The organism is Campylobacter sp. JMF_06 NA1 (genome assembly GCF_027737785.1).
GTDB lineage: Bacteria > Campylobacterota > Campylobacteria > Campylobacterales > Campylobacteraceae > Campylobacter_B.
In genome coordinates, this window is record NZ_JAOVUA010000006.1 from 24,244 (window position 1) to 45,934 (window position 21,691).

Here is a 21,691-nt window from a genome sequence, read left to right on the forward strand (position 1 = left end):
GCAAATTTTGCAAAAAAACTGACTTTAAATTTTTAATTCGTAGATTGCTTCGAATTTGCTACGCAAATTCTCGCAATGACAGATTATGCAAATTTTGCTCGCTATGTCATTGCGAGGAGCGATAGCGACGAAGCAATCTACGAGTTTAAAATTTAAAGTATGCAAATTTGCTGTCATTGCGAGGCGTGAAACGCCGCAATAAAGTGCTTGCTGTGTCGAAATAAATTCCCGGAACTTTCAAAAAATCTGCATCTGTAAGAAATCTTTCTTCTACATTGTTAGAGTTGTTATTCTCAACTGTTAAATTGTTGTCTGGCATTTTTTGCTCCTTTAAAAAAAATTAGTTGTTTATCAATTTTATTTTAATTTTGTTTTTTCTATTGAAATTCGTTTGTCATTATTTGTTTTAAACTGCAAAATAATATCATTGTTCGTTAATTTATGTAGCAATGCAATCAAATTATCAAATCTATTAGTTCTATCATATACACATAAAATAAATGTCGAATTTTCATACAAATCAATACCATAATATCCGCGTTTATGACCACAATCTTTAAAATATAAATTTTCCAACAAAAAACTTTTGCCGTTAAATGTAATCAATTTTTTATCTGTTATGTAAAATCCTGTATTTATAAAATTTTTTATAGCACAAGGAAATACGCTAAATAAAAGAAAAAGCAACAACACTAAACAGCCAATTTTATAAACTATCGTTCCAGTAATAATAACGCCACAGCAACCGATAATGGCAACTAAAAAACAAAAAATTTCAATAAAAAGCCAAAATTTAGAGTGGCAAGTAAATTTATAAAATACGCTCTCATCGCTATCAAGCTTAATATCATATTTTTCTAAAAGCTCTTTTTCTAAATTTTCATCGTTTTCAAATTTTAAATTCTCAATATCGATTTCTTGGTTTTCTTTTAACTTTTCCAATTTTAATCCTTTTAATGAAATTTCCTTGCAAATTCAAATTCAGGTCGTATTGTTTAGCCACGATACGAATTTATTTAAATTTGCGATTTTGCAAAATTCTACTTAAATTTAGCATTGAACGATTTTTGAATTTAACCTGCGCCGTGAAATTCTTTGTAAGGGGGAAGGGAGCCCCAATTACTCTGCTTCGCTTCGCTCGCAAGAAATGCCGGCTGTCGCCGTCGCTACGCTCATTTTGCGAGGTCGCGCCCCTTCCCCTGCATTTAATTCGCACGCAAAAGCGCTGTTCGCGCCTTTTGCTCCGTGCGAATTTCCCCCGACGACGCTTTTAAGGTGGCTAAATTTTAAAAAGCGTTGCTTTTTAAAATTTAGCTGGTTTTATTTTTACGGAAATGCTTCGCATTTCTCACAATTATAATGAATAATACAAAATTTCAAATTTCGCCGCGGTTAAAGATATTTCTCATCGTGCGGAAAAAATTATCGGTAAATGTATCTTTGCGTAGTGTCAGCTCCAAAATCCACTCTTTGTAAGTTTTGCCCTTGCTAGCTAAAAGCTCGTCCAAAATTTTTTTGCTAGCCTTGATTCCGCCTGTTTTCTCAGCCTCCAAAAGCTTGGCATAAATTGGCGCGATTGTCTCAATCGCAGAGCGAGGCGGAGCCTTGCGGTATGCGGTATGCTCGTAAATCTCGCCACTTAGGGGATCGCGGTATGGGCGAAACTCTGTCATCACCCAATAATACCGCCCGTCTTTGGCTAAATTTTTAACTAGCGCGATAAAATCGTGCCCTTGATTTATCTCGTCCCACATCATTTTAAAGGCGAGGCGTGGCATGTCTGGGTGGCGTATAATCGAGTGTGGCGAGCCTAGAAGCTCATCGGCGCTGTATCCGCAAATATAGCAAAAATAAGTGTTGGCAAAGGTGATAAAGCCCTTGGTATCGGTTTTGGATACGATGTAGCGATCGGGTTCTAGGCGAATTTCTTCGTTTATGGGGGTTGGTTTTTTCATTTTGTCCGTTTTCCTTTTTTATAAAGCGATTATAATTTAAATTTGCTTATAAAACAAAATTTTATCCTAGTTGCGCCTTGGTGGGCGAAATTTGAAAAATAATAAAGCAAAATTTGATTATAATTAGGGATTAAATTTGAGGCGATGAAATGGACGAAATATACGAAGCACTGATACAAAAATTACGAAATTTAATCGACAAAAACTCTGCCAAGGCTAGCGATTTGCGCAATGCTATGGGGGATTTTTTCCCTAGCGAGGTCAAAATTTCCATTAAATGGGAATTTGACGGCGAATTTAGCGATGAGGTCGTAGCTGGCGGAGAAAACGCCTCAATCCATTTTGGCAAGGATAGAGCAGGGTTTGAAGCGCATGCAAGCGAGTGTATGAGCGAGGCCAAATACAGCCAAAAACTGCATGAAATTTTGCTTAGCTCGCTAAGAGAGGGCGCAAATTCGGCAATCGCAAGCGCGCAAGCACAGCAAAGGTATTATTCGTTTAGCACATTTAGCGTCTATGAGGGTTGCGAAAAATGCGCCCAAGAAGGCAAAATCGCCTGCAAAAAATGCGCAGGTTCAGGCACACAAGATTGCCCAGCATGCGAGGGTGCGGGCAAACAGCCCTGCTTTGTCTGCGCAGGCGCAGGTCAGATCCCAGCCACATACATTAAGGAGCAAAGCGACGGCTCTACCAAAATGGTCGAGGGCGTGCAAACCTGCCAAAAATGCGGTGGCGCAGGCTATGAAGAGTGCCAAAAATGCAGTGGCACAGGGAAATTGAAGTGCAAAGCCTGCGACGGAGCTGGTTGGAGCGATTGCGAAGTATGCGCGGGAAATGGCTTTTTTATCCGCACTAGAAGCGTTTGCGCAAATGCAAGTGCAAGCGCTAGAATCGGACTGCGCCAAATCGCTTATAATGATGAATTTTTGGCGTATTTGTGTGCGCAAAATTTAGAATTCATTGCTAGCAAAATCGCCTTTACCCAAAGCGGGGAAGAGCTTGGCGAAAGTGCGTGCGAGGCCGAATATATCGGCAAATGCAAGGTGGTCGAGCTAAGGTTTGAAATTTTTGATAAAAATTATGTTTTGGTGGGCTTTGGCGATCCGCTTAGTATCTTTATAAAGCCTAAAATTTTCGATGATTTATTCGCCGATGACGCCATAAATTTGGTCAAAATTCAATCCCAAGGCGGTATGAGTGCGCGTCAGGCTTATGGATTTTTCGAGAAATACTCTGCCCGGCCTGTGCTTGATAGCGCGATGAAAAAAATCGCTAGCGCGCCAAATCCTAGCGAGGACGAGGCTGTAAATATCGTAAAACGCTCATGCGAGGGCTTCATCGGCGATGAAATGGCGCGAAATATGAGCGCGATGATAAGGGGCTGTCTAGATAGGGTCTCGCCTACGCACTCGCGCGCTGTGTGGGGCGTGCTAGGCGCGATAGTATGGGTGCTAGGCGCGCTTGGGGCGTGTGGATTTATGGCGGGGGCGCTAGGTAAAAGCGCACTAGTGGGGATTTTGGGCGCGTTGTGTGTTTTCGCTCTGGCTGCGGGCGTGTGCGGTGCGGTGCTGTGGGGGCTAAGTAGCGTTTGGACGCTGATAAAACAGCGCGAAATCCCAAGCGAATATCGCAGAAGTCTGCGAAATCGCCCTGCGTTTGTGAAATTTGCGAAAATTTTGGCTGTTTTTATGCTAGCAGGGGGCGTGTATGGGGCGCTGGCGGCTAAAAACAGCGTCCCAAAAATCGCGCTTGCGGGCAAATTTGAAAATTTAGCCAGCCAGCTGTGCGCGAAATTTAGCTCTGGGGATAGCGCGAGCGCGCCCGTAGCGATAAAGGACGAGGGAAATTTCAGCGTCGTGATAATCCGCGATGCAAACGATAGCGTAAATATCAGTCAAAAAGAGAAAATCATCTTTATCCAAAAGGCTGTCGGAGCCAAGCAAGACGGGATTTTCGGGCGCAAAACCCGCGAAAGGGCGCAAAAATTTATCGAGCAGAATTTAACCAGCGTAGATGAAATTTACGAAGCCGTGAAAAAGAAGCAGAATTTAGAATAATATAGAAAAGTATAAAGAATTTGAATAATGCACTTAATAAAAACTGATTTAAAAAAATATAAGAGATATATACATATTCAATTACTTATAGTCAGCGTTTGTCTTTTGTGTATAGTTTTTCTCCCAGTTTCAAGCTCGATAAATTTAGGCTTGGCTTATTTTGCTTTATTTTCTGTGCTTTTAATCAAAATAAAGCAATTTTACATAATGTCAAAAACTGCAAAAAACAAAAATTCTTGGATTTTATATTTGATTGGAGTTTTGATTATTATGTTGGCGAGTTGTTTGCATTTTCGCAATCTTGTATCTGATGATAGCTTGCTGATTAATATTATTATTTTTTTAGGTTACCTATTTGGCGGTATTTTTATATACAAAACCTATTATGTTTTTTACAAATTGAGTGATAATGGTTATTTTTTGGTCAGCATTTTTGCGATTTTGCTTATATTTGTCCCAAATTTTCATTTTGCTTTTGTAGCTATTTTTTCAGGTATAGAATTTATAATGAATAGCCTAAAACCAATTACTTTTTTATTTTACATTTTATTTTCTTTCATACATATTTATGTGATTATTTTAATTTACGCTAATTTATTTTTTGAATTTTTGATATACAAAAAAATGGCAAATTTAAATAAATAAAATTATTGAAAAAATTTGTGCGTTGTAAAAAATGCAAAAAATATATAATTTTTACGATACAAAAGATATGACTTGTCCAAATTTGTGACAAACTCTAAAATTATGTAGAATTTGAAAAAGCACAAAAACTACAAGATGAGTGTATAAAGCAAGATAAAAAAGATAAAAAAGGCGAAATTTGACCAAATTTCGCCTAAAATTTAGAATTATTTGATGATATTTGAGTTTTTTAGCACGACAAGGTGTTTTTTGCCGTTAAATTTCAACACCACAGCGGTGCTACTTTCGTCGATTTCTTTGACAAACTCGACGCCGATATCGCTAGGACTTGCGCTCACACTCTCTTTGATTTCATTTCGCAAAACGCTTTCAAAGGCTGAAATTTTATCGCTTTTAGCCTCCAAACGCTCTTTAAGCTCCGAGCTAAACGAGCTTTGTGGCGCAGTATTTTTCGGGGCAGTGTTTTGAGAAGCGCTGTTTTGCGGGACTTCTTCAAATTCTTCTTCTATTTCATCTTGCATTTCATCGTCAAATTTATCGCCACGCGGTTCGTATTCCTCCGCCATGACTTCCTCTATTTCGTCGCTTTGGGCTAGTTCTTGCCACGATTTTTCGCTCTCTTGGGTGAAGGATATGTTTTGCGCTACTTCGTCGCTGATTTCATCGTCGAAATTTGCCCGCGCCTCATAGCTACGCTCGCTATCTTGCGCGCCTGTATCCTTGCTCTCGTCGCTACTTTGGCGTTCTAGCACAGATGAGTTAAACTGCTCCCAGGTATCATCTATGCTTTTGCGCCTTTTAAATCCCTTAAATTTGCGCACGAGCACCATTACTGCGCCGATTAGTAGCAAAATGACAATGCCAGGCAGTATCCAGCCAAGGCCAGAATTTGAGCTAGGTTTTTCTTGCTCGGTTTCGCTTTGGCTAGGCGAAACGCTCATTTGGCTTTGGTCAAAATTTGGGTTTTTGATATTGATCGAGAGCTTTAATTTCGCGTCTTGCGAAATCGCATTTGCGATTAAATTTGCCCCTGTGGGGAAGTTGATTTCGACATTGTTGCCCTTAGGCGCGATAGTAAATCCGCGCAAAACCTTTTGGTTGGTGCGCATTTCGTTGTATTTCTCTTCGCTGCCCAGGTTTTTTAGCACTAGGCTCATCGACTGCCCGTCGATCGTGCGCGTGATATCTGGCTCATACGACGAGTCGAAAGAGAGCACGATATCGACGCTATCGTCGTTGTTGAAAATTTCGTATTGTAATAAATTTGCCCCTAGGGCGAAATTTGCAAGTAAGATTAAAAGTAGTTTTCTCATTTTTTTCTTTCTTTATTCAAATAAATTTGCGATTTGTTTTTGTAGCTCGGCGCCACTAAATTTCGCGCACAAATTCACAATCGCAGTGCCGATTATCGCGCCGTCGGCAAAGGATTTGATTTCTGAAACATTTTCTTTGGTGCGAATTCCAAAGCCAATAGCCACTGGCAAATCGCTCATTTTATGCAGGTCGGCGACCATGTTTTTTAGCCTATCTAGCGGGGTTTGCTTCGTGCCGGTTACGCCGATCGCGCCCACGCCGTAGATAAATCCGCTCGCCCTGCTTAAAAGGCGCGTGGCTCTATGCTCGCTAGTAACGCTAATTAGCGGGATTAGGGCAAGGTTAAATTTTTGGCACAGAGCAAATACTTCCTCGTTTTCCTCATACGGCAAATCAGGGATTATAAATCCGCTAATCCCGCACTGCGCGGATTTTTCGATGAATTTTTCCACGCCGTAAGCAAAAATTAGGTTGTAATACACCAAAAAAACTAGCGGTTTTTGCGTCTTTACTTCGCCTAAAATTTCAAACACCGTGTCGGTGGTAACGCCATTTTGCACGGCGCTAAAACTAGCGTTAAAAATATCTTTGCCATCGGCGATTGGGTCTGAGTATGGTATGCCGATTTCTAGCAAATCAAGCGCGCCAGCGTCTAAATTTGATAAAAATTCCTTCGTGTGCGCCACGCTTGGGTATCCTGCGACGATGTAGCCGATATTTGGCTTTTTGCCCTTAAATGCGCTTGCTATCTTATCCATAGATTGTTCCTTTTTGATAATTCATTACGGTGTTCATATCCTTATCACCGCGTCCGCTGACATTTACGATTATGGTTTTTTTCTCTTTTAAATTTGGGCAGAGTTTTTCGAGATAGGCTAGGGCGTGCGAGCTCTCAATCGCAGGGATAATGCCCTCTAAACGCGAGCAAAGTTTAAGCGCGTTTATGCACTCATCGTCTGTGACGGCGGCGTATTTGGCGCGAGCGATATCGTGCAAATGCGCGTGCTGTGGGCCTACGCCCGGGTAATCAAGACCTGCTGAAATGCTATGGACCGGGTCGATCATGCCGTATTTGTTTTGTAAAACGATAGTTTTCATGCCATGGATTATGCCGGGTTTGCCCTTTGTGATAGTCGCAGCGTGATAAGGGGTATCCACGCCAAGACCAGCTGCTTCGACACCGATTAAATTTACGCTCTCATCGTCTAAAAACGCAGTGAAAATCCCAATCGCGTTGCTTCCGCCACCCACGCATGCAATGACGAAATCAGGCTTTATGCCAAGTTCTGTGGCTTGTGCTTTGGCTTCGTCACCGATAATGCGCTGGAAATCGCGCACCATAGCAGGGTATGGGTGCGGTCCCACAGCCGAGCCGATGACATAAAACACGCTTTCAATCTCATTTACCCATGCTTGAATTGCCGCTGTGGTGGCCTCTTTGAGCGTTTTTAATCCGTCAGAAATCGTAACCAAATTTGCGCCAAGCAGTTTCATGCGAAATGCGTTTAACTGCTGTCTAGCGGCATCTGTTTCGCCCATATACACATCGCACTCCAAGCCCAAAAGTGCCGCAGCTGTCGCAGTCGCCACGCCGTGCTGACCTGCGCCGGTTTCTGCTATGACCTTTTTTTTACCCATTTTTTTGGCGAGCAATGCTTGGGCTAGGGCGTTGTTGATTTTGTGCGCGCCAGTGTGATTTAGATCCTCGCGTTTGAGATAAATCTCATGCCCGTAATGCTCGCTAAGGCGCGTAGCGTGGTAAAGCGGGCTAGGGCGACCGGCGTAGTTTTTCAGCAAATCTGCTAGCTCATCTTGAAATTCTTTGGTTTTTGAAATTTTATCGTAAGCTTCCTCTAACTCTTCTAGCGCAAACATCGCAGTTTCTGGGACAAACTGCCCTCCAAATGCGCCAAAATATGCCTTTGCGTTCATAAGCGTCCTTCAAAAATAAAATCTGGCGATTATACAAAATTTAGCGTTAAATAGTGCTTTTGTGAAGGTTAAATTTTAAAATTTTAGGGCAAAAAAAATGCCCCGATTGCTCGGGGCAACTGAATTTCAATCAATCAAAGATTATTTGAAATTCATATTTTTAATATCCTCATCAAGCTTTCTTAGTCTATCAGATGGATCGATAGCTGTTGGAGCTTTGTGAGTTGTGATAACCTCTGGCTCAGGGATCTCGTCTGCGTTTTGGCGTAGAGCGATTGTGATACCGTATGGAGCTAAGGCATTAACAAGTGCTGCTTGACCCTCTCTTGCGATAGTTTGGCATTGTCCTACGATTCTGCTTGCTTCTTGTGGAGCGTGGAATCCGTAGCTGTTCTCGCTAAATCCGAAGTCCCAGCGGATGTGAGCTTTTCTGTGGTAAGCTAGAACATCTTTTAGTGCCTCGCTGATAGCTGCTTTTTGAGCGTCAGCATCAAGGCCTGAGAATTGCTCGTGTTTAGCTAGCTCTTCGCGTGCTGTAACGACATCTTGGATAAATGCCATTAGGTTGTTTTCGCATTTTCTAAGCTCGAACGCATAGCGATTTTGGATAAATGAAATTCTATCTTTTAGCTCTTGCTCGCTTTGCATGTGGCAAGTTTTGCAAGCACCAGTGATGTCAGCATAAGGTGTTTGGATAGTGTGATTTGTGATTTTCTTAGCACCTTCGCGTTTGTATGGCATGTGGCAATCTACGCATGTTACACCGCTTCTAGCATGGATACTTGTAGAGTATAGTTCTGCTTCTGGGTGTTGCATTTTTACGATTGGAGCGTCAGTTAGTTTGTGTTTATAGTCGAATTTGAACTGACCATTTGCGGCTTTCTCATCGTAGTATTCATCGAAATTCTCGATTTTGAAAGGCTCATCTTTTTTCCATTTAGCCCATGGGAAAACTAGTGTAGAGTTCATGCCTGGATAGTATTCGACATGGCATTGCATACAAACATAGTTTCTCATCTCGACTCTTGTGCCTTTGATACCTGATTTAGGATCTGCTTCATAACCGCGCTCAACCATTGCATTTACAAATCCTGGGCGAGTTACGCGCAAACTCATATCATCTGGGTGGTGGCAGTCTGCACAGGCTGAACCTAGTTGAGCGCCGCCGTGAGGATCTTCGCCGTGTTTTTTAGTAATCATTTTAACAACATCGAAGTATGGGATAGAGTTCATTTTTGTCCATGCTTCTTTTTTGAATACGCCATTTTCTTTGTCATTGTCGAAATAACCCATTGGTTGGTTAAATGACTCTGGGCGAGTAGCTGGATCGTGTAATTCTTTGTAATCAGGATCGCTCATTATAGCCATGATATGACCGCTGTGGCAGTTCATACAATATCCTGGTTGGCCGTTAAATTTAGGCAATCCGTGAGAATTTAGATACTCTTTGTTGTTGCGTTTAGTCTCCATTTGATCTATTTGTGAATAGTAGTGAAGTCTTGGGCGATTGTAATCTACCGCAAACGCATAGCCCTTCCAAAATACGCTAGCAGCTGGGAAGCGGCGAAGTTTTGAGTATGGTAATGAACCAGCCCAATCAGTCTCGAAATTTATGTCTTTCATTTTCAAAGTCATATCAAGATGGCTTGGGAAATTTTTACCCCACTCTTGGATATTTGGAACAGTATCGTCGTTTTTAGTAAGCATTAGTGGATATTCTCTATCCTCATTTTTTTTACTGTTAATGTCAGCGAAAAGCGCAAGGACGCCAGCACCTGCAAGTGCCGCGATGACAAAAACGGTAGCAAAAAGTTTTTTCATTATGGTACTCCTATTTAAATTTTAATAATTATGGGCGTGTCCGGCTTGTCTATGACAAGATACGCAACTAAGGGCTTCGTTTTGGACATCTGAGCCACCTGCTTGTTTAGCGTGAATCGCTGGTTCAGCATACTCTTTATGGCACTCGATGCAGTTTTGTTGCACGATTGCTTTGCTCTTAGGGCTAGCTGAAAAAGCTACCGGGTTGTCCTTGAAAGTAAAAGCATAGCCATGGTGAAGACCGCTTTCTGCTTTCATTAGCCATTTGCCGACAAAGTCGTGTGGCAAGTGGCAATCACCACAAGTAGCGACATGCTGGTGACCACCTTTTTCCCAGCTCTCATAGACTTGGTTCATGACATGGCATTTTTTACAGGCGATTGGATCTTTGCTAAGATGCACTAGGCCGTCTGCATAGACAAATGTAAAAACACCGAAGCCAAACACTAAGCCTATCAAGGCTGAAAGAATGAGGCCGGCTACAGAAAAAGGCTTTTTCTGTGATGATTTGTTAGTAATCAAAGCACTCCTTTCATTTAAAATTTGTTAAGTTGGTATTTTAGCACGATTTAGTAAAAATTTATTGATTTAAATCAATAAATTTGCTTAAAATGTTACATAATTATAATTTATTACAAAATTTGTTTTATTTTGAATTTTAGTAGGAATTTAAAGATAAATTTTTGCAAATTTATCTTTAAATTTTGAGTTTATTCTTCGTCGCTTTCTAACTGCTCGAAGTCCATTTCTTCGATTTTATCGACCTTTGGTAGGACTAAATTTAAAACTACGCCCACGATTGCTCCAAGGCCAATTCCGCTAAATTTAGCAAAACCAAAATCCAGCACCAACCCGCCGATTGAAACGACCAAGATTAGCGAGATTATGACCATGTTTCGCGGATTTGACAGATCAACTTTGGCTTTGATGAGAGATTCCATGCCCACAGAAGCGATGATTCCAAAGAGCAAAATCATAATTCCACCGATGACAGGCACCGGGATTGTGGCGATAAATGCGCCTAGTTTGCCCACAAATGCAAGCAAAATCGCAGTTATGGCTGTCCATGTCATAATGGCTGGGTTGAAGGCTTTGGTTAAGCGCACAGCACCCGTAACTTCGCTATAAGTGGTATTTGGCGGACCACCAAAACACGCAGCTGCCGTGGTCGCCAAGCCATCGCCTAAAAGCGTGCTTTTAAGTCCTGGGTTTTTTAAGAAATTTTCCTTTGTTACATTGCTAATGGTTAAAATATCGCCGATATGCTCGATTGTAGGGGCTATGGCGATTGGAAGCATGTATAAAATCGCGTTTAGATTAAAGCTTGGTGCGCTGAAATTTGGCATGGAAAACCACTTTGCGTTGCTAATGGGCGAGAAATCCACGATCCCAAAGCACAGCGAGGCGATGTATCCTACAAAAATACCAGATAGTATCGGTATTAGCCTGATGATACCCTTGCCAAACATTATGGCGATTATCGTGGCGATTAGCGAGATAAAAGCGATGATAAGCGCGGTGGTTTGCGGGATCGCGTCGATATCCTTTGCCATAGCCATATTCACGGCTGTTGGGCTTAGGATTAGGCCGATTGCGATGATGACAGGACCCACGACGACTGGGGGCAAGAGCTTGTGTATGAAGCCATCGCCCTTGTATCTAACCACAAAGCTAAGTGCGACATAGAGCAAACCTGCCGCCATTAATCCGCCCATTGTCGCACTCACGCCCCATTGTGATACACTGAAAGTTATCGGTGTGATAAACGCAAAAGAACTAGCCAAAAATATCGGCACGACCTGCTTTCTGGTGCAAAGTTGAAACACAAGCGTTCCAATACCAGCCGTAAATAGCGCGACATTAGTATCAAGTCCTGTCAAAATCGGCACAAGAACTAGCGCGCCAAATGCTACGAACAGAAACTGCACGCCTAAAAGCGAATCTTTTAGCCTAAAATTGTAGCCTTCATACCTCTCTGCCATTTTCCCTCCTTAAATCATCTAAAAATCATCAAAATTCCGATTACGCACATTAAAATCGCGCAAAAAATCTCTAAATATCGCAAATGCGTTTTAAGCAAATTTTTCAAAATCGTTCCGCCAAGCGAATACACGCTAAGCGCGATAATCTCGCTTAGACACATTACGCCGATTAAGCCGAAATTGTAATAACCCAAAATTTGGTTAGCATCGATAAATTTAGGATAAATCGCGGCGAAAAATATCCATGCTTTGGGATTTGTCGTAGAAATCACAAAGCCTTGTGCGAATAAATTTTTCTCTATTTTTTGTTCTTTTTCTTCGAATTTTCCGTTGCTTCTAAAAAGCGAAATTCCAAGGTATAAAATGTAAATTCCGCCCAAAACCTTGATTACAAAAAGTGCGCTTGGGTGCGTTATCAAAAGCCCAGCAATGCCCAAAATGCAAGCAAGCGAAACGAGCGCAATGCCGATAGTTTGGGCTATGAGCGCAGGAAGCGAGCGCGCGTATCCATGCGACATGCCTAAATTTAGCGCATAAATCATATTAATGCCCGGCATTAGCGAAATCGGAAACATTGTAAGAAAAAATAAAATCATAAATTTCTATCCAAAAATTCCATACACAAAGACGACCGCTATGATTAGTGGTAGCACAAATCGCACATACACTAGCCAAATTTTGGCTAAACCTGCGCCTTGTTTGCCGCCGTTCGTGAGCTCATGCACGGCGTCATCGCCTAGCACCCAGCCCACATAAAGGCTACACATCAAGGCTGTTAAGACAAAGAAAATATTTGCGCTCACGAAGTCAAATGCGTCAAATATCGAGCGAGAGAGAATTTGCACATCGCCCAAGATATTGCTTGAAAGTATGCAAGGGATATTTCCTAGCACAAAAATAGCTAAAAGCACGATATTTGTGGATTTTATGGTGGTGAGGTTGAATTTTTCCTCGACATAATTTATCAAAACCTGATAAATTGTAAGCGATGTGGTAAGTGCTGCGATGAGCAGTATCGACAAAAACACAACGCCGATTAGATTGCCAAATGGCATATACGAAAACGCGATAGGTAGGGATTCGAACACTAGCCTTGTGCCCTTTGTAGGTTCTAAGCCCACAGAAAAGAGCGCAGGGAAAATCATAAATCCCGCAAGTACCGCAATTATCGTGTTTATCACTGCTGTGAGTGTGGCGGTTTGGATTAAATTTTCTTCCTTGTCTAAAAAGCTAGAAAGGGTAATCATAACGCCAAATCCCAAAGATAGGGCGAAAAATACCTGTCCTAGCACATCGATTAGAAGTTTTGGCGTGATTTTGGCAAAATCAATGCTAAGGTAAAACCCCACGCCCGCTGTCGCGCTAGGCAGGGTCAAATTCGTAACAATAACCGCGATAAAACACAAAAAAAGTGCCGGCATGAGAAATTTGACAAATTTTTCAATTCCATCTATTATGCCCTTTTTTAGGATATACCAGTTAATGCTGACGAAAATAAATGTATAAATTCCGATCCAAAGCGGGTTGTTTTCGATATTTGCGTTGTAGAAATTTTCCGTAAATTTTGGGTCTGTTATCGGGGCGGAGAGATTGAAATTTCCATTGATTATGTTGATAATGTATGTCAGAACCCAGCCGCCAAGCACCATATAATAAGCCAAAATTCCAAACGCGCCAATTAGCCCCATAATGCCCACGATTTTCCATTTTTGCGAGATTTTCTCGCCATTAAGTTTTGGCACACCAAAGGCATCGACTGAATTTCTTAGTGCCCTGCGCCCGATGACATTTTCGACCAAAATCATTGGAATTCCAAGCGCAATCATCGCTACGCAAAATACAAAAACATACGCCCCACCGCCGTTTTCGCCGACTAAATACGGGAAACGCCAGGTGCAGCCAAAGCCGATTGTTGCGCCTGCGACGGTTAGGATATAGGTGAGTTTGTTACTCCAAGTTTGACGCTCCATTAGAACTCTTCTTTTTTAAGTTTTGCTAAAAAGTCCTCGATATCGTATTTGGCGCGGTATGTATCGCTCATAAGATGCACGATTATATCGCCTAAATCGACCACGCTCCAATCATCGCCTTCTTCAATCGCCAAAAACTCTTCGCCAGCTGGTTTGAGAGTGGTTTTCATTTCTTCAATCAGCGAGTATGCGTGACGACCGGTAAAGGTCGTGGCGATGACTACAAATTTAGCTATGTATTCTTTCTCACTCATGTCGATGATTTGGGGATTTTCTGCCTTTTTTTCGCTTAGGATATGAGCGATTTTTTCGGCTCTTTGTCTTACTTCTTGCATTTTTTTCCTTTATAAAAATTTATCACTTCATCTTTGATTTGCGCTGGAATTTCGCCTTTTAAGCTGGCGCGAAAAGATGAGGAAGAGATTTTAACATTAATATTAATTTTTGGCAAATTCGCCCATTTTGTGGGGATACTAGCGCCCTCTCTGGTGGCGATCACGAAGCAAACCAAATCTCGCAACTGCTCGAAATTTTGCCATTTTTCAAGTTCGGCGAGATTATCTGCGCCGATGATGAGGTAAATTTGGCTAGGGTTAAATTTTTGCTTTAAAAATTTCACGCTTTCAATAGTTGCAACCTTGCGGTTTTGCGAGATTTCGTAATCGCTAATAAGGACTTTTTTGCACTCACCCCAAAGGCTTTGACACCATTTTAGGCGCAGGCTCGGAGGGGCTGTGAATTCGGATTTAAACGGATTTATAAAAGTCGGCATAATCACTAGCAAATCGGCTAAATTTGCGCTTAGAGCCTCTTTTACTATCGCGTCGTGTCCGGCATGAGGCGGATCGAAACTCCCGCCAAAAAGTGCGATTTTCACTATTGTCCTTAAAATTTTGCCTTAAAATTTTGGCGCGATTATAGCGTTTTGTGCTTTATAAAGGGGTTAAATTTTAATAAATTTGATTTGAAATTTAATAGGTGGTGTCCCTGGCGAGATTCGAACTCACGGCCTCAAAATTAGGAATTTTGCGCTCTATCCAGCTGAGCTACAAGGACAAAATCGGTGAAATTAATCACCGATTATGTTCATAACATCATCTAGCTTGCGTTGTAAATCTGAATAATCGATTGGCTTAGTCATAAAGTCATACGCGCCTTTATTTAAAGCCTCTCTTTTTGCAGTTTCATCTGTGGTCAAAACTATTACAGGAATATGTGCGATATGCTCCCTAGAATGCAAGTTATCTAAAAATTCCAAGCCGTTCATTACAGGCATAACAATGTCAAGTAGGACTAAATCCACTGGCTCTGCCTCTAATACAGCCAATCCGTCCAAGCCGTTTTTGGCTTGGAGGATTGTGGTAAATTTACCATATTTTTTTATCATAACTTCTAATAGTTTCAAATTTATAAGGTCATCATCAATCATCAAAACTTTTAATTCTTTCATCAACTATCCCTTATATATATTTTTGCGCAAGTTTTTCTAGGCCAGATTTAGTGATGTTGTAAGTAACAACTTCGCTAAATGCAGGGTTCTCGTCGTTGTCGTTAGAGAACAATACTAGATTTGTATTTGGCGCTTTTTGGTGTAGATTTTCTAGGGCAGCGAAATCGATACCAGCTAGTTTTTTATCTATCAATACCAATTTGTAGCTATCGTTAGTTGCCATAGTAATTAGTTGCTCAAAATTCGCAGCCATATCAACATCTTTGTATTGGTGTTTCAAAATGCTTGCGAAAATTTTGCTTTCCATGATATTTGCTTTACAAATCAAGACATCTTTTGCTTTGACAGCTTGTGCTACTGGCTCATTAACGATAGTTTTCTTAGGAACTTGTTTCATTATCGTTTTAGGCACTTTCACGGTTTTTAGAATAGTTTTTGGAACTTGGCGTTTTACAAGTTTTTTGACTATTTGTTTGACTGTGCCACCAGCAGGAGCCGCGTCAGAGCGTTTGTCACCGATAAAGTCATTAAGCATATTGGCCAAAATGTCTTTTTTGATCGGTTTTGTACAATACTCATCCAAACCAGCTGCCATAAATTTCTCTCTATCGCCTTTTAGCGCGTTAGCTGTAACAGCTACGATTGGGATATGGCGTAGGTTGTTATCTGCTTCGTATTGTTTGATTTGTTTTGTTGCTTCGATACCGTCCATTACAGGCATTGAAATATCCATAAAAATCAAATCATACTCTTCGCCTGATTTTCTAGCTTCTAGTGCTAGCAAGCCGTTTTCTACGATTGTTAAATCCATTTCGAAGCTGTTTAATGTGTGCTTCATAAGTTTTTGGTTAATTTCATTATCCTCTGCGATTAGAATTTTAGCAGCGTATTTGCGATTAACCATAGGAACATTGTCATCGTTTGGATTGTGCTCAGCAGGAACTTCAACTTCCTCTTCGACTTCAACTTCCTCTTCAACCATAATTGTTTCTTCTTGTTGAACTTCCTCGTAGATTGTAACAGGAACTTCGATGATTTCTTCGATTACTCTTTGTGTAGTAGCTACTGCGGCAGGAGCGACTGTTTCTACCACTGGCTCGACTACTTTTTCTACGACTGGCTCAACTACTTGCTCTACTACTGGTTCTACAACCGCAGCAACTGGCTCGACTACTGGCTCAGGCTCTACGACCGGTTCTACCACAGGAGCGCTAACTTCTACGCTTGGAGCTTCTACTTTGATCTCAGGAGTTTGAATTGCTACTTCTGGCTCGCTGATTTGAGCTTCAATATCTGAAATTTCAATCTCTTGGCTTTCTGGTTCTACAACTGGTGCCACAACCGGCTCTTCGATTGTAATCTCAGGGATTTCTACCTCGACATTTGGTGTTTCAGGGATATCAAGAGTGATATCAGAAATATCAGTTCTAATCTCTGGGATTTCAGGCTCGATGCTTACGCTAGGTTCTACAACCGGCTCTGAGATTGCAGGCTCTGGTGTAGATACGAAGCTTGCTTCGCTAGCTGTGCCTCTGTGTCTATTTTGTAAAATAGCACGCAATTCATCTGCTGATGAGCTAGATGGTTTTGGTTCTTCTATTTTTGGTTCTTCTATTTTTGGTTCTTCTATTTTTGGTTCTTCTATTTTTGGCTCTTCTACGGCTAGTGGAGCTTCTTCCATAATCATCTCTTCTGCAACTATCGGAGTTTCTACGATAGGGCTTTCCTCGACGATTGGCGATTCATCAAGAGTGATATCTGGGATAATTGGTGATTCATCAGCGATAGCAGATAGGCTAGGCTCTTCTACTACTGGCGCTGCCGTCGCTGCTGGTCTAGCTTTTAATGAACCAGATTTTTGAATTTTGTCTATTGTTTTGCCTAGTTTTGATAAGTTCACTGGCTCAGATAGAGTGAAAATTCTAGGGTTTGTAATGCTAATACTTTGTAACTCTTTTGGTTTTAGAGTTAGGATTGTAGGTAAAATCGTAGTATTGCTTACATCGCCATAGTTTTTAAATCTAGTAATCAACGCATCAAAAGAGTTGTTGTTTTGTGCAGAGCGAAGTTGTGCGCTTGAATTAAAGACTGAAATTTTTGCACCTAGATTATTTACATATCTCTTAACGACATCGCTATACATTACATCGTTAGGATCTGCTAGAAGTGCGAAATTTAAGCCGCTGATGTGAGCAAACATCTCTTCTGCGTCTGATTTTTGAGTCTCTTTAAGTGGTAGAGTAAAGAAGAATTTCGTTCCTTTACCGACTGTTGATTTAACTTGTAACTTACCACCCATCATCGCAACATATTTAGATGAAATGGTTAGACCAAGACCGGTTCCGCCGTATTTTCTAGTGATTGTAGAATCAGCTTGTGAGAAGGCGTTAAATACATTTGCTAGTTTATCCTCAGAGATACCGATACCTGTATCTTCGACGCTAAATGTTACGATAGCTTCGCCAGGGTTTTTCTCTTCTTCTCTAACGATATTAACAGCAATGCTACCTTGCTCTGGTGTAAATTTAACGGCATTTGACATAAGATTAATAAGAACTTCTTTAATCTTAGTAATATCGCCGTATAGGTGATGAACCAATGTAGGGTCAATGTAAAGCAAGATATCGATGTTTTTCTCAGCAGCTTTTGCAGCGTAGATCTCAACAGCACTTTCGAAATCTTGAATTGGGTTGAATAAAATATCCTCAATCTCAACTTTATTGCTTTCGATTTTAGAAACATCAAGAATGTTATTAATAATGGTTAGAAGGTTTTCAGATGATTTTTCGATTGTATCGACATAATCGCGTTTTTCTTCGTCCAAATCTGTATTTTTGAGCAACTCTGTAAATCCGATAATACCATTAAGTGGAGTTCTAATCTCGTGTGACATATTCGCAAGGAAGATAGATTTTGCTTTGTTGGCATCCTCGGCTTCTGCTTTTTGCAAGGCAATGAAGTCGATCGCGTCCTCGATAAGTGAGTAGGCTTTGTCGATACCATCAGCTGTGTTGATATCGAATTGCTCGTTGTTGTTAGAAAGCTCACCAACTCTACCAAGAACCCTTCCAAGGTCGTTGATGTTTCTGTTAATGCGTCTAACGACGGCGATTGAGAAACCAACTAGGATAAGTGATAGCAAGAACGCAGCAGCAGCGAAAATCAATGTTTGAAGTTGTTGCGCTGAGTGAGTATCAACACGCTCTTGTAGTGCGTTAGAAGCCATTTTAACAGCTTCGTCTAGCATTGCATATTTTTTAGATTGGATACTAAACCACTCGTTAAATGGAATATCATACTCGCCAGTTGCTAATTGAGTTTCAATCGTTCTCATTGCATTTTGTGCATTTTCGGCGATTTGCTCATTTTCAGGTTTAGCGAAATACTCTTCTAGCTCGCCTTTGATAGCGATATCTTCACCAGTAGCAGCATAGTGAGTAGCGATGACTAGGTCAGGCATTTCTGATGTCCATGCGTGCTCTTTCCAGTGATCAATCTCTTCCCTAGGAAGTGGGCTACCTGAGATGATGTATTCGATACTAACATCGCGAACCGCAGCTGTTCCAGAGATCGTGTCATACATGTTTGCAAGAGTAAGCGATAGAGTACCAACATCGGCTGAATACAAGTTTTCGTTGATAGTATCACGGAAGGCAGTCATTTGCTCGTCAAATTTATCATAATACTCATCGAATAACTCAACGAATACTTTGTCACGATTGTCAATGCTTTTTCTAACCTCAGGAAGTCTGCCAATCAAATTTGTAATTTGATCAATCGCAGCAGATTGTGCCTCTGAGTGCTCGATGAAAAGTTGGTGAAGAGCATTGTCTTGTTCGTGTGTTTGAGCGTGATAGTCAAGGAAATCTTGCCATGCTTTATCAGTTTTGGCGCGTTGTGTTTTAAGAACAGAGCCAAGACCGACATTGTTACCGCTACCTAGATACGCCGCTGTGATACCACGCTCTTTGGCAAACTCCTCGTAGAAGTCATACAAAGCAGCTGAGATATCGACTTTATGCTTGAGGTTTTCGTTGATTTTATACAACCTCGCAGCATCATACAAATACCAAGACGCAACGACAAAAATGATTAAAAGTGGAACCCACGCAACCATTTTAAGAGCGCTAGAAGTATTTAGTCTCATAAAACATCCTTCGTATTTTGCAAAATGCAAAAAAGTGAAATTTCAACCTCAAAATAAGCTTTACAAAGAAAAATGAAAACTGTATTTCAAAGATTTAATCTCGGATTTTACTCTAAAAATCTTTAAAGGTAGCTTTGTTTGCCTATTTTATGGGCGGAATTTGAACAATTTTTCAGCAAAATTTTGTCCGATTAAGCTTTTTATTTCATCAAAATTTGCCAAATATATATTTTCGAAACTTCCGTAAAAATCTAAAAGTTTTTTGATTTTGCCTTGCGTAAGCCCTAAATTTAGGAGTTTTGAGCTATTTAAGTCATTTTTGCGTTTTGTTTTTTGATGAAATGAGATCGCAAATCTGTGTGCCTCGTCCCTTAATTTTTGGAAAAATTGTAATTTTTTATCGTTTGGTTGGAGTGCAAAAATTCCACTATTTGCGCAAATTTTATCCTTTGCCGATCCCTTGGCGCGGTGAGCTTTGGCGCCCAATTTTTCCTTTGAAATCGCGATTACATCGACATTTGCTCCCACGCTCGAAATAATGTCGCAAGCTAAATTTAACAAAACTTCGCCGCCGTCAATCACCCACAAATCAGGCGCGCCAAGCTCGTCAAATTTAAGCGCACGCGAGGTGAGATATTCCTTCATTTGGTCGTAGTCGTTGTTTGAGCTTAGGTGTTTGTGGCGGTAATTTTCTTTGAAAAACTCGCCCTCTTTATAGCAGACCATTGCCCCTACTGGCGCACTTCCAAACATGTGTGAGTTATCAAAAATTTCGATATTTACAGGCAAATTTTGCAAGCTAAAATAATCTTTCAATTCCGCTAAAAATCCATAATCATGCGTTTTGAGATATTTTTTTATGTTTATTTGGCAGTTTTGGTAGGCGATTTCGCAAATTTTGCGTTTTTCGCCGATTTTTGGGACGATAATGCTAAAATTTCTGCCATGCCTGCTGGCTAAAATTTCGCTCACAAGCGCCTTGTCGTCAAATTCAGCGTAGCAATAAATTTTTGCACACGCCACGGGCGAACCCCCTGGAAATGCGCTTAAAATGAGCTGTTTGTAGCCGTTTTTTGCGTCGTCATCGTTTGCGTTTTTTAGGTGAGAAATGTGATAGTTCGAGGCCGAAATTTTGCCCTCTCTCACGCTAAAATGCACGGCACAAATCAAATTTGCCTCCCCAGCGATCGCAAATACTTCAAAATCATCTAGCTTTGCTAAATCCACTTCAACTTTGATATTCATTTGCTTTAAAATTTCGATTTTATCGCGCATGCTGGCAGCTTCTTCAAAATTTTCATTTTCGGCAAATTTAAGCATTAGCGAGCTTAGATACGGCACCATTTTTTGCGGATTTTTGAGCGAATTTAACGCCTCTTCGACTATTTTTTTATATTCGCTACTTGAAATTTTGCCCTCGCACGGGGCTTTGCAGCGGCCAATCTGAGCAAACAGGCAGGCTTTTTTGTCTTTGATGCAGTTTTTTTTCTGCACGAGCGGAAATTTCATATAAAGCGTCTCTAAAATTTCCTTTGCGCCGTGAAAATACGGACCAAAATAGCGAATATTCGCCCCCTTTATCACCTTGCGCGTGATTTCAAAGCGCGGAAATTCGTCGTTTAAATTTATATAGATATAAGGGTATGTTTTATCGTCGCGCAAAAGGATATTGTATTTGGGTTTAAGCTGTTTGATAAAGGAATTTTCCAAAATCAGCGCGTCGCTTTCGCTTGGGGTGATGATGTATTCTAAATGCACAGCTTCGCTTATCATTTTTGCGATTCGAGCGCCAAGGCGCGGGCTTGGAGCGAGAGTGGGAGTGAAGCTAAAATAGCTTTTGACGCGGTTTTTTAGCACCTTTGCCTTGCCCACATAGAGCAATTTCCCGTCTGCGCCGAAATACTGATAAATGCCGGGATTAGCGGGTAGGGATTTGATTTCGTCGATTAGCAATGATAATCTCTCTTATTTCTTCAAAAATTTTATGAATTTTTTCATCTTTGATATTGTTTGTGAATTTGCCCTGTGATTTTTCTGCCACGCGCACATCGCTACTACTTGCCTTTTTTTGTGCGAGTTCTTGCTTGCGTTTTTTGCTCATTGTTTTGGTAGCAACGAAAATTTTCACATCCATATCAGCGTGAAATTCGCCAAATTTATGCACGCTGGCAAAGATTTTTAATATATCTTTTATCAGTTTTATACTACTATCTCGTTTTAGCTCTTGAAGTCCTGCTGGGTGCTTCACAGCTATCATCAAAATGTCATTTTTGGTGTAGATAAAGGCTATGATTTTTTGCCAGTTTTTGGGCAAAATTTTAATAAAACTCTCTCTGGCACGAAATTTGGCGTATAAAGGACTATTTTTCACATGTGCAATGATTTGTTTAATACTTTTAGTTTCCATAAGTTGATTTT

19 protein-coding genes and 1 tRNA gene are annotated in these 21,691 nt (G+C 40.8%); 2 read left to right on the plus strand and 18 right to left on the minus strand.

Annotation, left to right across the window (positions count from 1 at the left end):
- Positions 1-145: 145 nt before the first annotated feature.
- From OFO07_RS06830 to OFO07_RS06840, 3 genes are all read right to left on the minus strand, one after another.
- The gene (locus OFO07_RS06830) at positions 146-319 is read right to left on the minus strand and encodes a hypothetical protein (protein WP_270871413.1); all 174 of its coding nucleotides are present in this window, start codon (positions 317-319) and stop codon (positions 146-148) included.
- Positions 320-357: 38 nt separating this feature from the next.
- Positions 358-942 carry a hypothetical protein gene (locus tag OFO07_RS06835; protein ID WP_270871414.1) on the minus strand — a complete coding sequence of 195 codons (585 nt, stop codon included), beginning with the start codon at positions 940-942 and terminating at the stop codon, positions 358-360.
- Between the two features lie 434 nt (positions 943-1,376).
- Positions 1,377-1,955, minus strand: a complete 579-nt coding sequence (locus OFO07_RS06840) for a PAS domain-containing protein (RefSeq protein ID WP_270871415.1) — start codon at positions 1,953-1,955, stop codon at positions 1,377-1,379.
- A 149-nt stretch (positions 1,956-2,104) separates the two neighbouring features.
- Between OFO07_RS06840 and OFO07_RS06845 the strand changes: the two genes are divergently transcribed.
- Entirely contained in the window at positions 2,105-4,012 is a 1,908-nt protein-coding gene (locus tag OFO07_RS06845) for a zinc finger-like domain-containing protein (RefSeq protein WP_270871416.1), read from the plus strand.
- A 207-nt stretch (positions 4,013-4,219) separates the two neighbouring features.
- On the plus strand, positions 4,220-4,657 hold the full coding sequence (locus tag OFO07_RS06850) for a hypothetical protein (protein ID WP_270871417.1): 438 nt from the start codon (positions 4,220-4,222) through the stop codon (positions 4,655-4,657).
- A 206-nt stretch (positions 4,658-4,863) separates the two neighbouring features.
- Here the strand turns inward: OFO07_RS06850 and OFO07_RS06855 are convergent, their stop codons facing one another.
- The 15 genes from OFO07_RS06855 to OFO07_RS06925 all read right to left on the minus strand — a co-directional run bounded on the left by OFO07_RS06855 (position 4,864) and on the right by OFO07_RS06925 (position 21,680).
- Positions 4,864-5,970 (minus strand): hypothetical protein, encoded by a 1,107-nt coding sequence (locus tag OFO07_RS06855; RefSeq protein ID WP_270871418.1) that lies wholly within the window; start codon positions 5,968-5,970, stop codon positions 4,864-4,866.
- A gap of 12 nt (positions 5,971-5,982) precedes the next feature.
- Positions 5,983-6,729 carry a tryptophan synthase subunit alpha gene (trpA, locus tag OFO07_RS06860; protein WP_270868822.1) on the minus strand — a complete coding sequence of 249 codons (747 nt, stop codon included), beginning with the start codon at positions 6,727-6,729 and terminating at the stop codon, positions 5,983-5,985.
- Positions 6,722-7,903 (minus strand): tryptophan synthase subunit beta, encoded by a 1,182-nt coding sequence (trpB, locus tag OFO07_RS06865; RefSeq protein ID WP_270871419.1) that lies wholly within the window; start codon positions 7,901-7,903, stop codon positions 6,722-6,724. The genes trpA and trpB overlap by 8 nt, the downstream gene beginning before the upstream one ends.
- A gap of 141 nt (positions 7,904-8,044) precedes the next feature.
- On the minus strand, positions 8,045-9,724 hold the full coding sequence (locus OFO07_RS06870) for an ammonia-forming cytochrome c nitrite reductase subunit c552 (protein WP_270865224.1): 1,680 nt from the start codon (positions 9,722-9,724) through the stop codon (positions 8,045-8,047).
- Positions 9,725-9,745: 21 nt separating this feature from the next.
- Positions 9,746-10,246: a cytochrome c nitrite reductase small subunit gene (nrfH, locus tag OFO07_RS06875; protein WP_270859678.1), complete on the minus strand. Its 501-nt coding sequence runs from the start codon at positions 10,244-10,246 to the stop codon at positions 9,746-9,748.
- A gap of 188 nt (positions 10,247-10,434) precedes the next feature.
- Positions 10,435-11,706: a uracil-xanthine permease family protein gene (locus tag OFO07_RS06880; protein ID WP_270871420.1), complete on the minus strand. Its 1,272-nt coding sequence runs from the start codon at positions 11,704-11,706 to the stop codon at positions 10,435-10,437.
- A 14-nt stretch (positions 11,707-11,720) separates the two neighbouring features.
- Positions 11,721-12,302, minus strand: a complete 582-nt coding sequence (locus tag OFO07_RS06885; protein ID WP_270859676.1) for a LysE family translocator — start codon at positions 12,300-12,302, stop codon at positions 11,721-11,723.
- A 6-nt stretch (positions 12,303-12,308) separates the two neighbouring features.
- Positions 12,309-13,676: a sodium-dependent transporter gene (locus OFO07_RS06890; protein ID WP_270871421.1), complete on the minus strand. Its 1,368-nt coding sequence runs from the start codon at positions 13,674-13,676 to the stop codon at positions 12,309-12,311.
- Positions 13,676-14,011, minus strand: coding sequence for a ribosome silencing factor (gene rsfS / locus OFO07_RS06895; protein ID WP_270859674.1), 336 nt, complete (start codon positions 14,009-14,011; stop codon positions 13,676-13,678). Before rsfS ends, OFO07_RS06890 begins: the two co-directional genes overlap by 1 nt.
- Positions 13,999-14,553 carry a nicotinate (nicotinamide) nucleotide adenylyltransferase gene (gene nadD, locus OFO07_RS06900; RefSeq protein ID WP_270871422.1) on the minus strand — a complete coding sequence of 185 codons (555 nt, stop codon included), beginning with the start codon at positions 14,551-14,553 and terminating at the stop codon, positions 13,999-14,001. The genes rsfS and nadD overlap by 13 nt, the downstream gene beginning before the upstream one ends.
- Positions 14,554-14,655: 102 nt before the next feature.
- Positions 14,656-14,732 (minus strand) — tRNA-Arg (locus OFO07_RS06905).
- A gap of 13 nt (positions 14,733-14,745) precedes the next feature.
- Complete coding sequence (locus OFO07_RS06910; protein ID WP_270859672.1) at positions 14,746-15,126, minus strand: response regulator; 381 nt, start codon at positions 15,124-15,126, stop codon at positions 14,746-14,748.
- 10 nt (positions 15,127-15,136) lie between these two features.
- The gene (locus tag OFO07_RS06915) at positions 15,137-19,273 is read right to left on the minus strand and encodes an ATP-binding protein (RefSeq protein ID WP_270871423.1); all 4,137 of its coding nucleotides are present in this window, start codon (positions 19,271-19,273) and stop codon (positions 15,137-15,139) included.
- Positions 19,274-19,420: 147 nt separating this feature from the next.
- Positions 19,421-21,226: an excinuclease ABC subunit UvrC gene (uvrC, locus tag OFO07_RS06920; RefSeq protein WP_270865948.1), complete on the minus strand. Its 1,806-nt coding sequence runs from the start codon at positions 21,224-21,226 to the stop codon at positions 19,421-19,423.
- Positions 21,192-21,680, minus strand: a complete 489-nt coding sequence (locus tag OFO07_RS06925) for a hypothetical protein (protein WP_270865947.1) — start codon at positions 21,678-21,680, stop codon at positions 21,192-21,194. Before OFO07_RS06925 ends, uvrC begins: the two co-directional genes overlap by 35 nt.
- Between the last annotated feature and the right edge of the window lie 11 nt (positions 21,681-21,691).

Coding starts and splice junctions, on each gene's coding strand:
- rsfS (WP_270859674.1), bottom strand. CDS start 14,011: ATGCAAGAAGTAAGACAAAGAGCCGAAAAAATCGCTCATATCCTAAGC.
- OFO07_RS06915 (WP_270871423.1), bottom strand. CDS start 19,273: ATGAGACTAAATACTTCTAGCGCTCTTAAAATGGTTGCGTGGGTTCCA.
- trpA (WP_270868822.1), bottom strand. CDS start 6,729: ATGGATAAGATAGCAAGCGCATTTAAGGGCAAAAAGCCAAATATCGGC.
- OFO07_RS06840 (WP_270871415.1), bottom strand. CDS start 1,955: ATGAAAAAACCAACCCCCATAAACGAAGAAATTCGCCTAGAACCCGAT.
- OFO07_RS06890 (WP_270871421.1), bottom strand. CDS start 13,676: ATGGAGCGTCAAACTTGGAGTAACAAACTCACCTATATCCTAACCGTC.
- OFO07_RS06845 (WP_270871416.1), top strand. CDS start 2,105: ATGGACGAAATATACGAAGCACTGATACAAAAATTACGAAATTTAATC.
- OFO07_RS06910 (WP_270859672.1), bottom strand. CDS start 15,126: ATGAAAGAATTAAAAGTTTTGATGATTGATGATGACCTTATAAATTTG.
- OFO07_RS06885 (WP_270859676.1), bottom strand. CDS start 12,302: ATGATTTTATTTTTTCTTACAATGTTTCCGATTTCGCTAATGCCGGGC.
- OFO07_RS06870 (WP_270865224.1), bottom strand. CDS start 9,724: ATGAAAAAACTTTTTGCTACCGTTTTTGTCATCGCGGCACTTGCAGGT.
- OFO07_RS06855 (WP_270871418.1), bottom strand. CDS start 5,970: ATGAGAAAACTACTTTTAATCTTACTTGCAAATTTCGCCCTAGGGGCA.
- OFO07_RS06925 (WP_270865947.1), bottom strand. CDS start 21,680: ATGGAAACTAAAAGTATTAAACAAATCATTGCACATGTGAAAAATAGT.
- OFO07_RS06880 (WP_270871420.1), bottom strand. CDS start 11,706: ATGGCAGAGAGGTATGAAGGCTACAATTTTAGGCTAAAAGATTCGCTT.
- OFO07_RS06850 (WP_270871417.1), top strand. CDS start 4,220: ATGTCAAAAACTGCAAAAAACAAAAATTCTTGGATTTTATATTTGATT.
- trpB (WP_270871419.1), bottom strand. CDS start 7,903: ATGAACGCAAAGGCATATTTTGGCGCATTTGGAGGGCAGTTTGTCCCA.
- OFO07_RS06830 (WP_270871413.1), bottom strand. CDS start 319: ATGCCAGACAACAATTTAACAGTTGAGAATAACAACTCTAACAATGTA.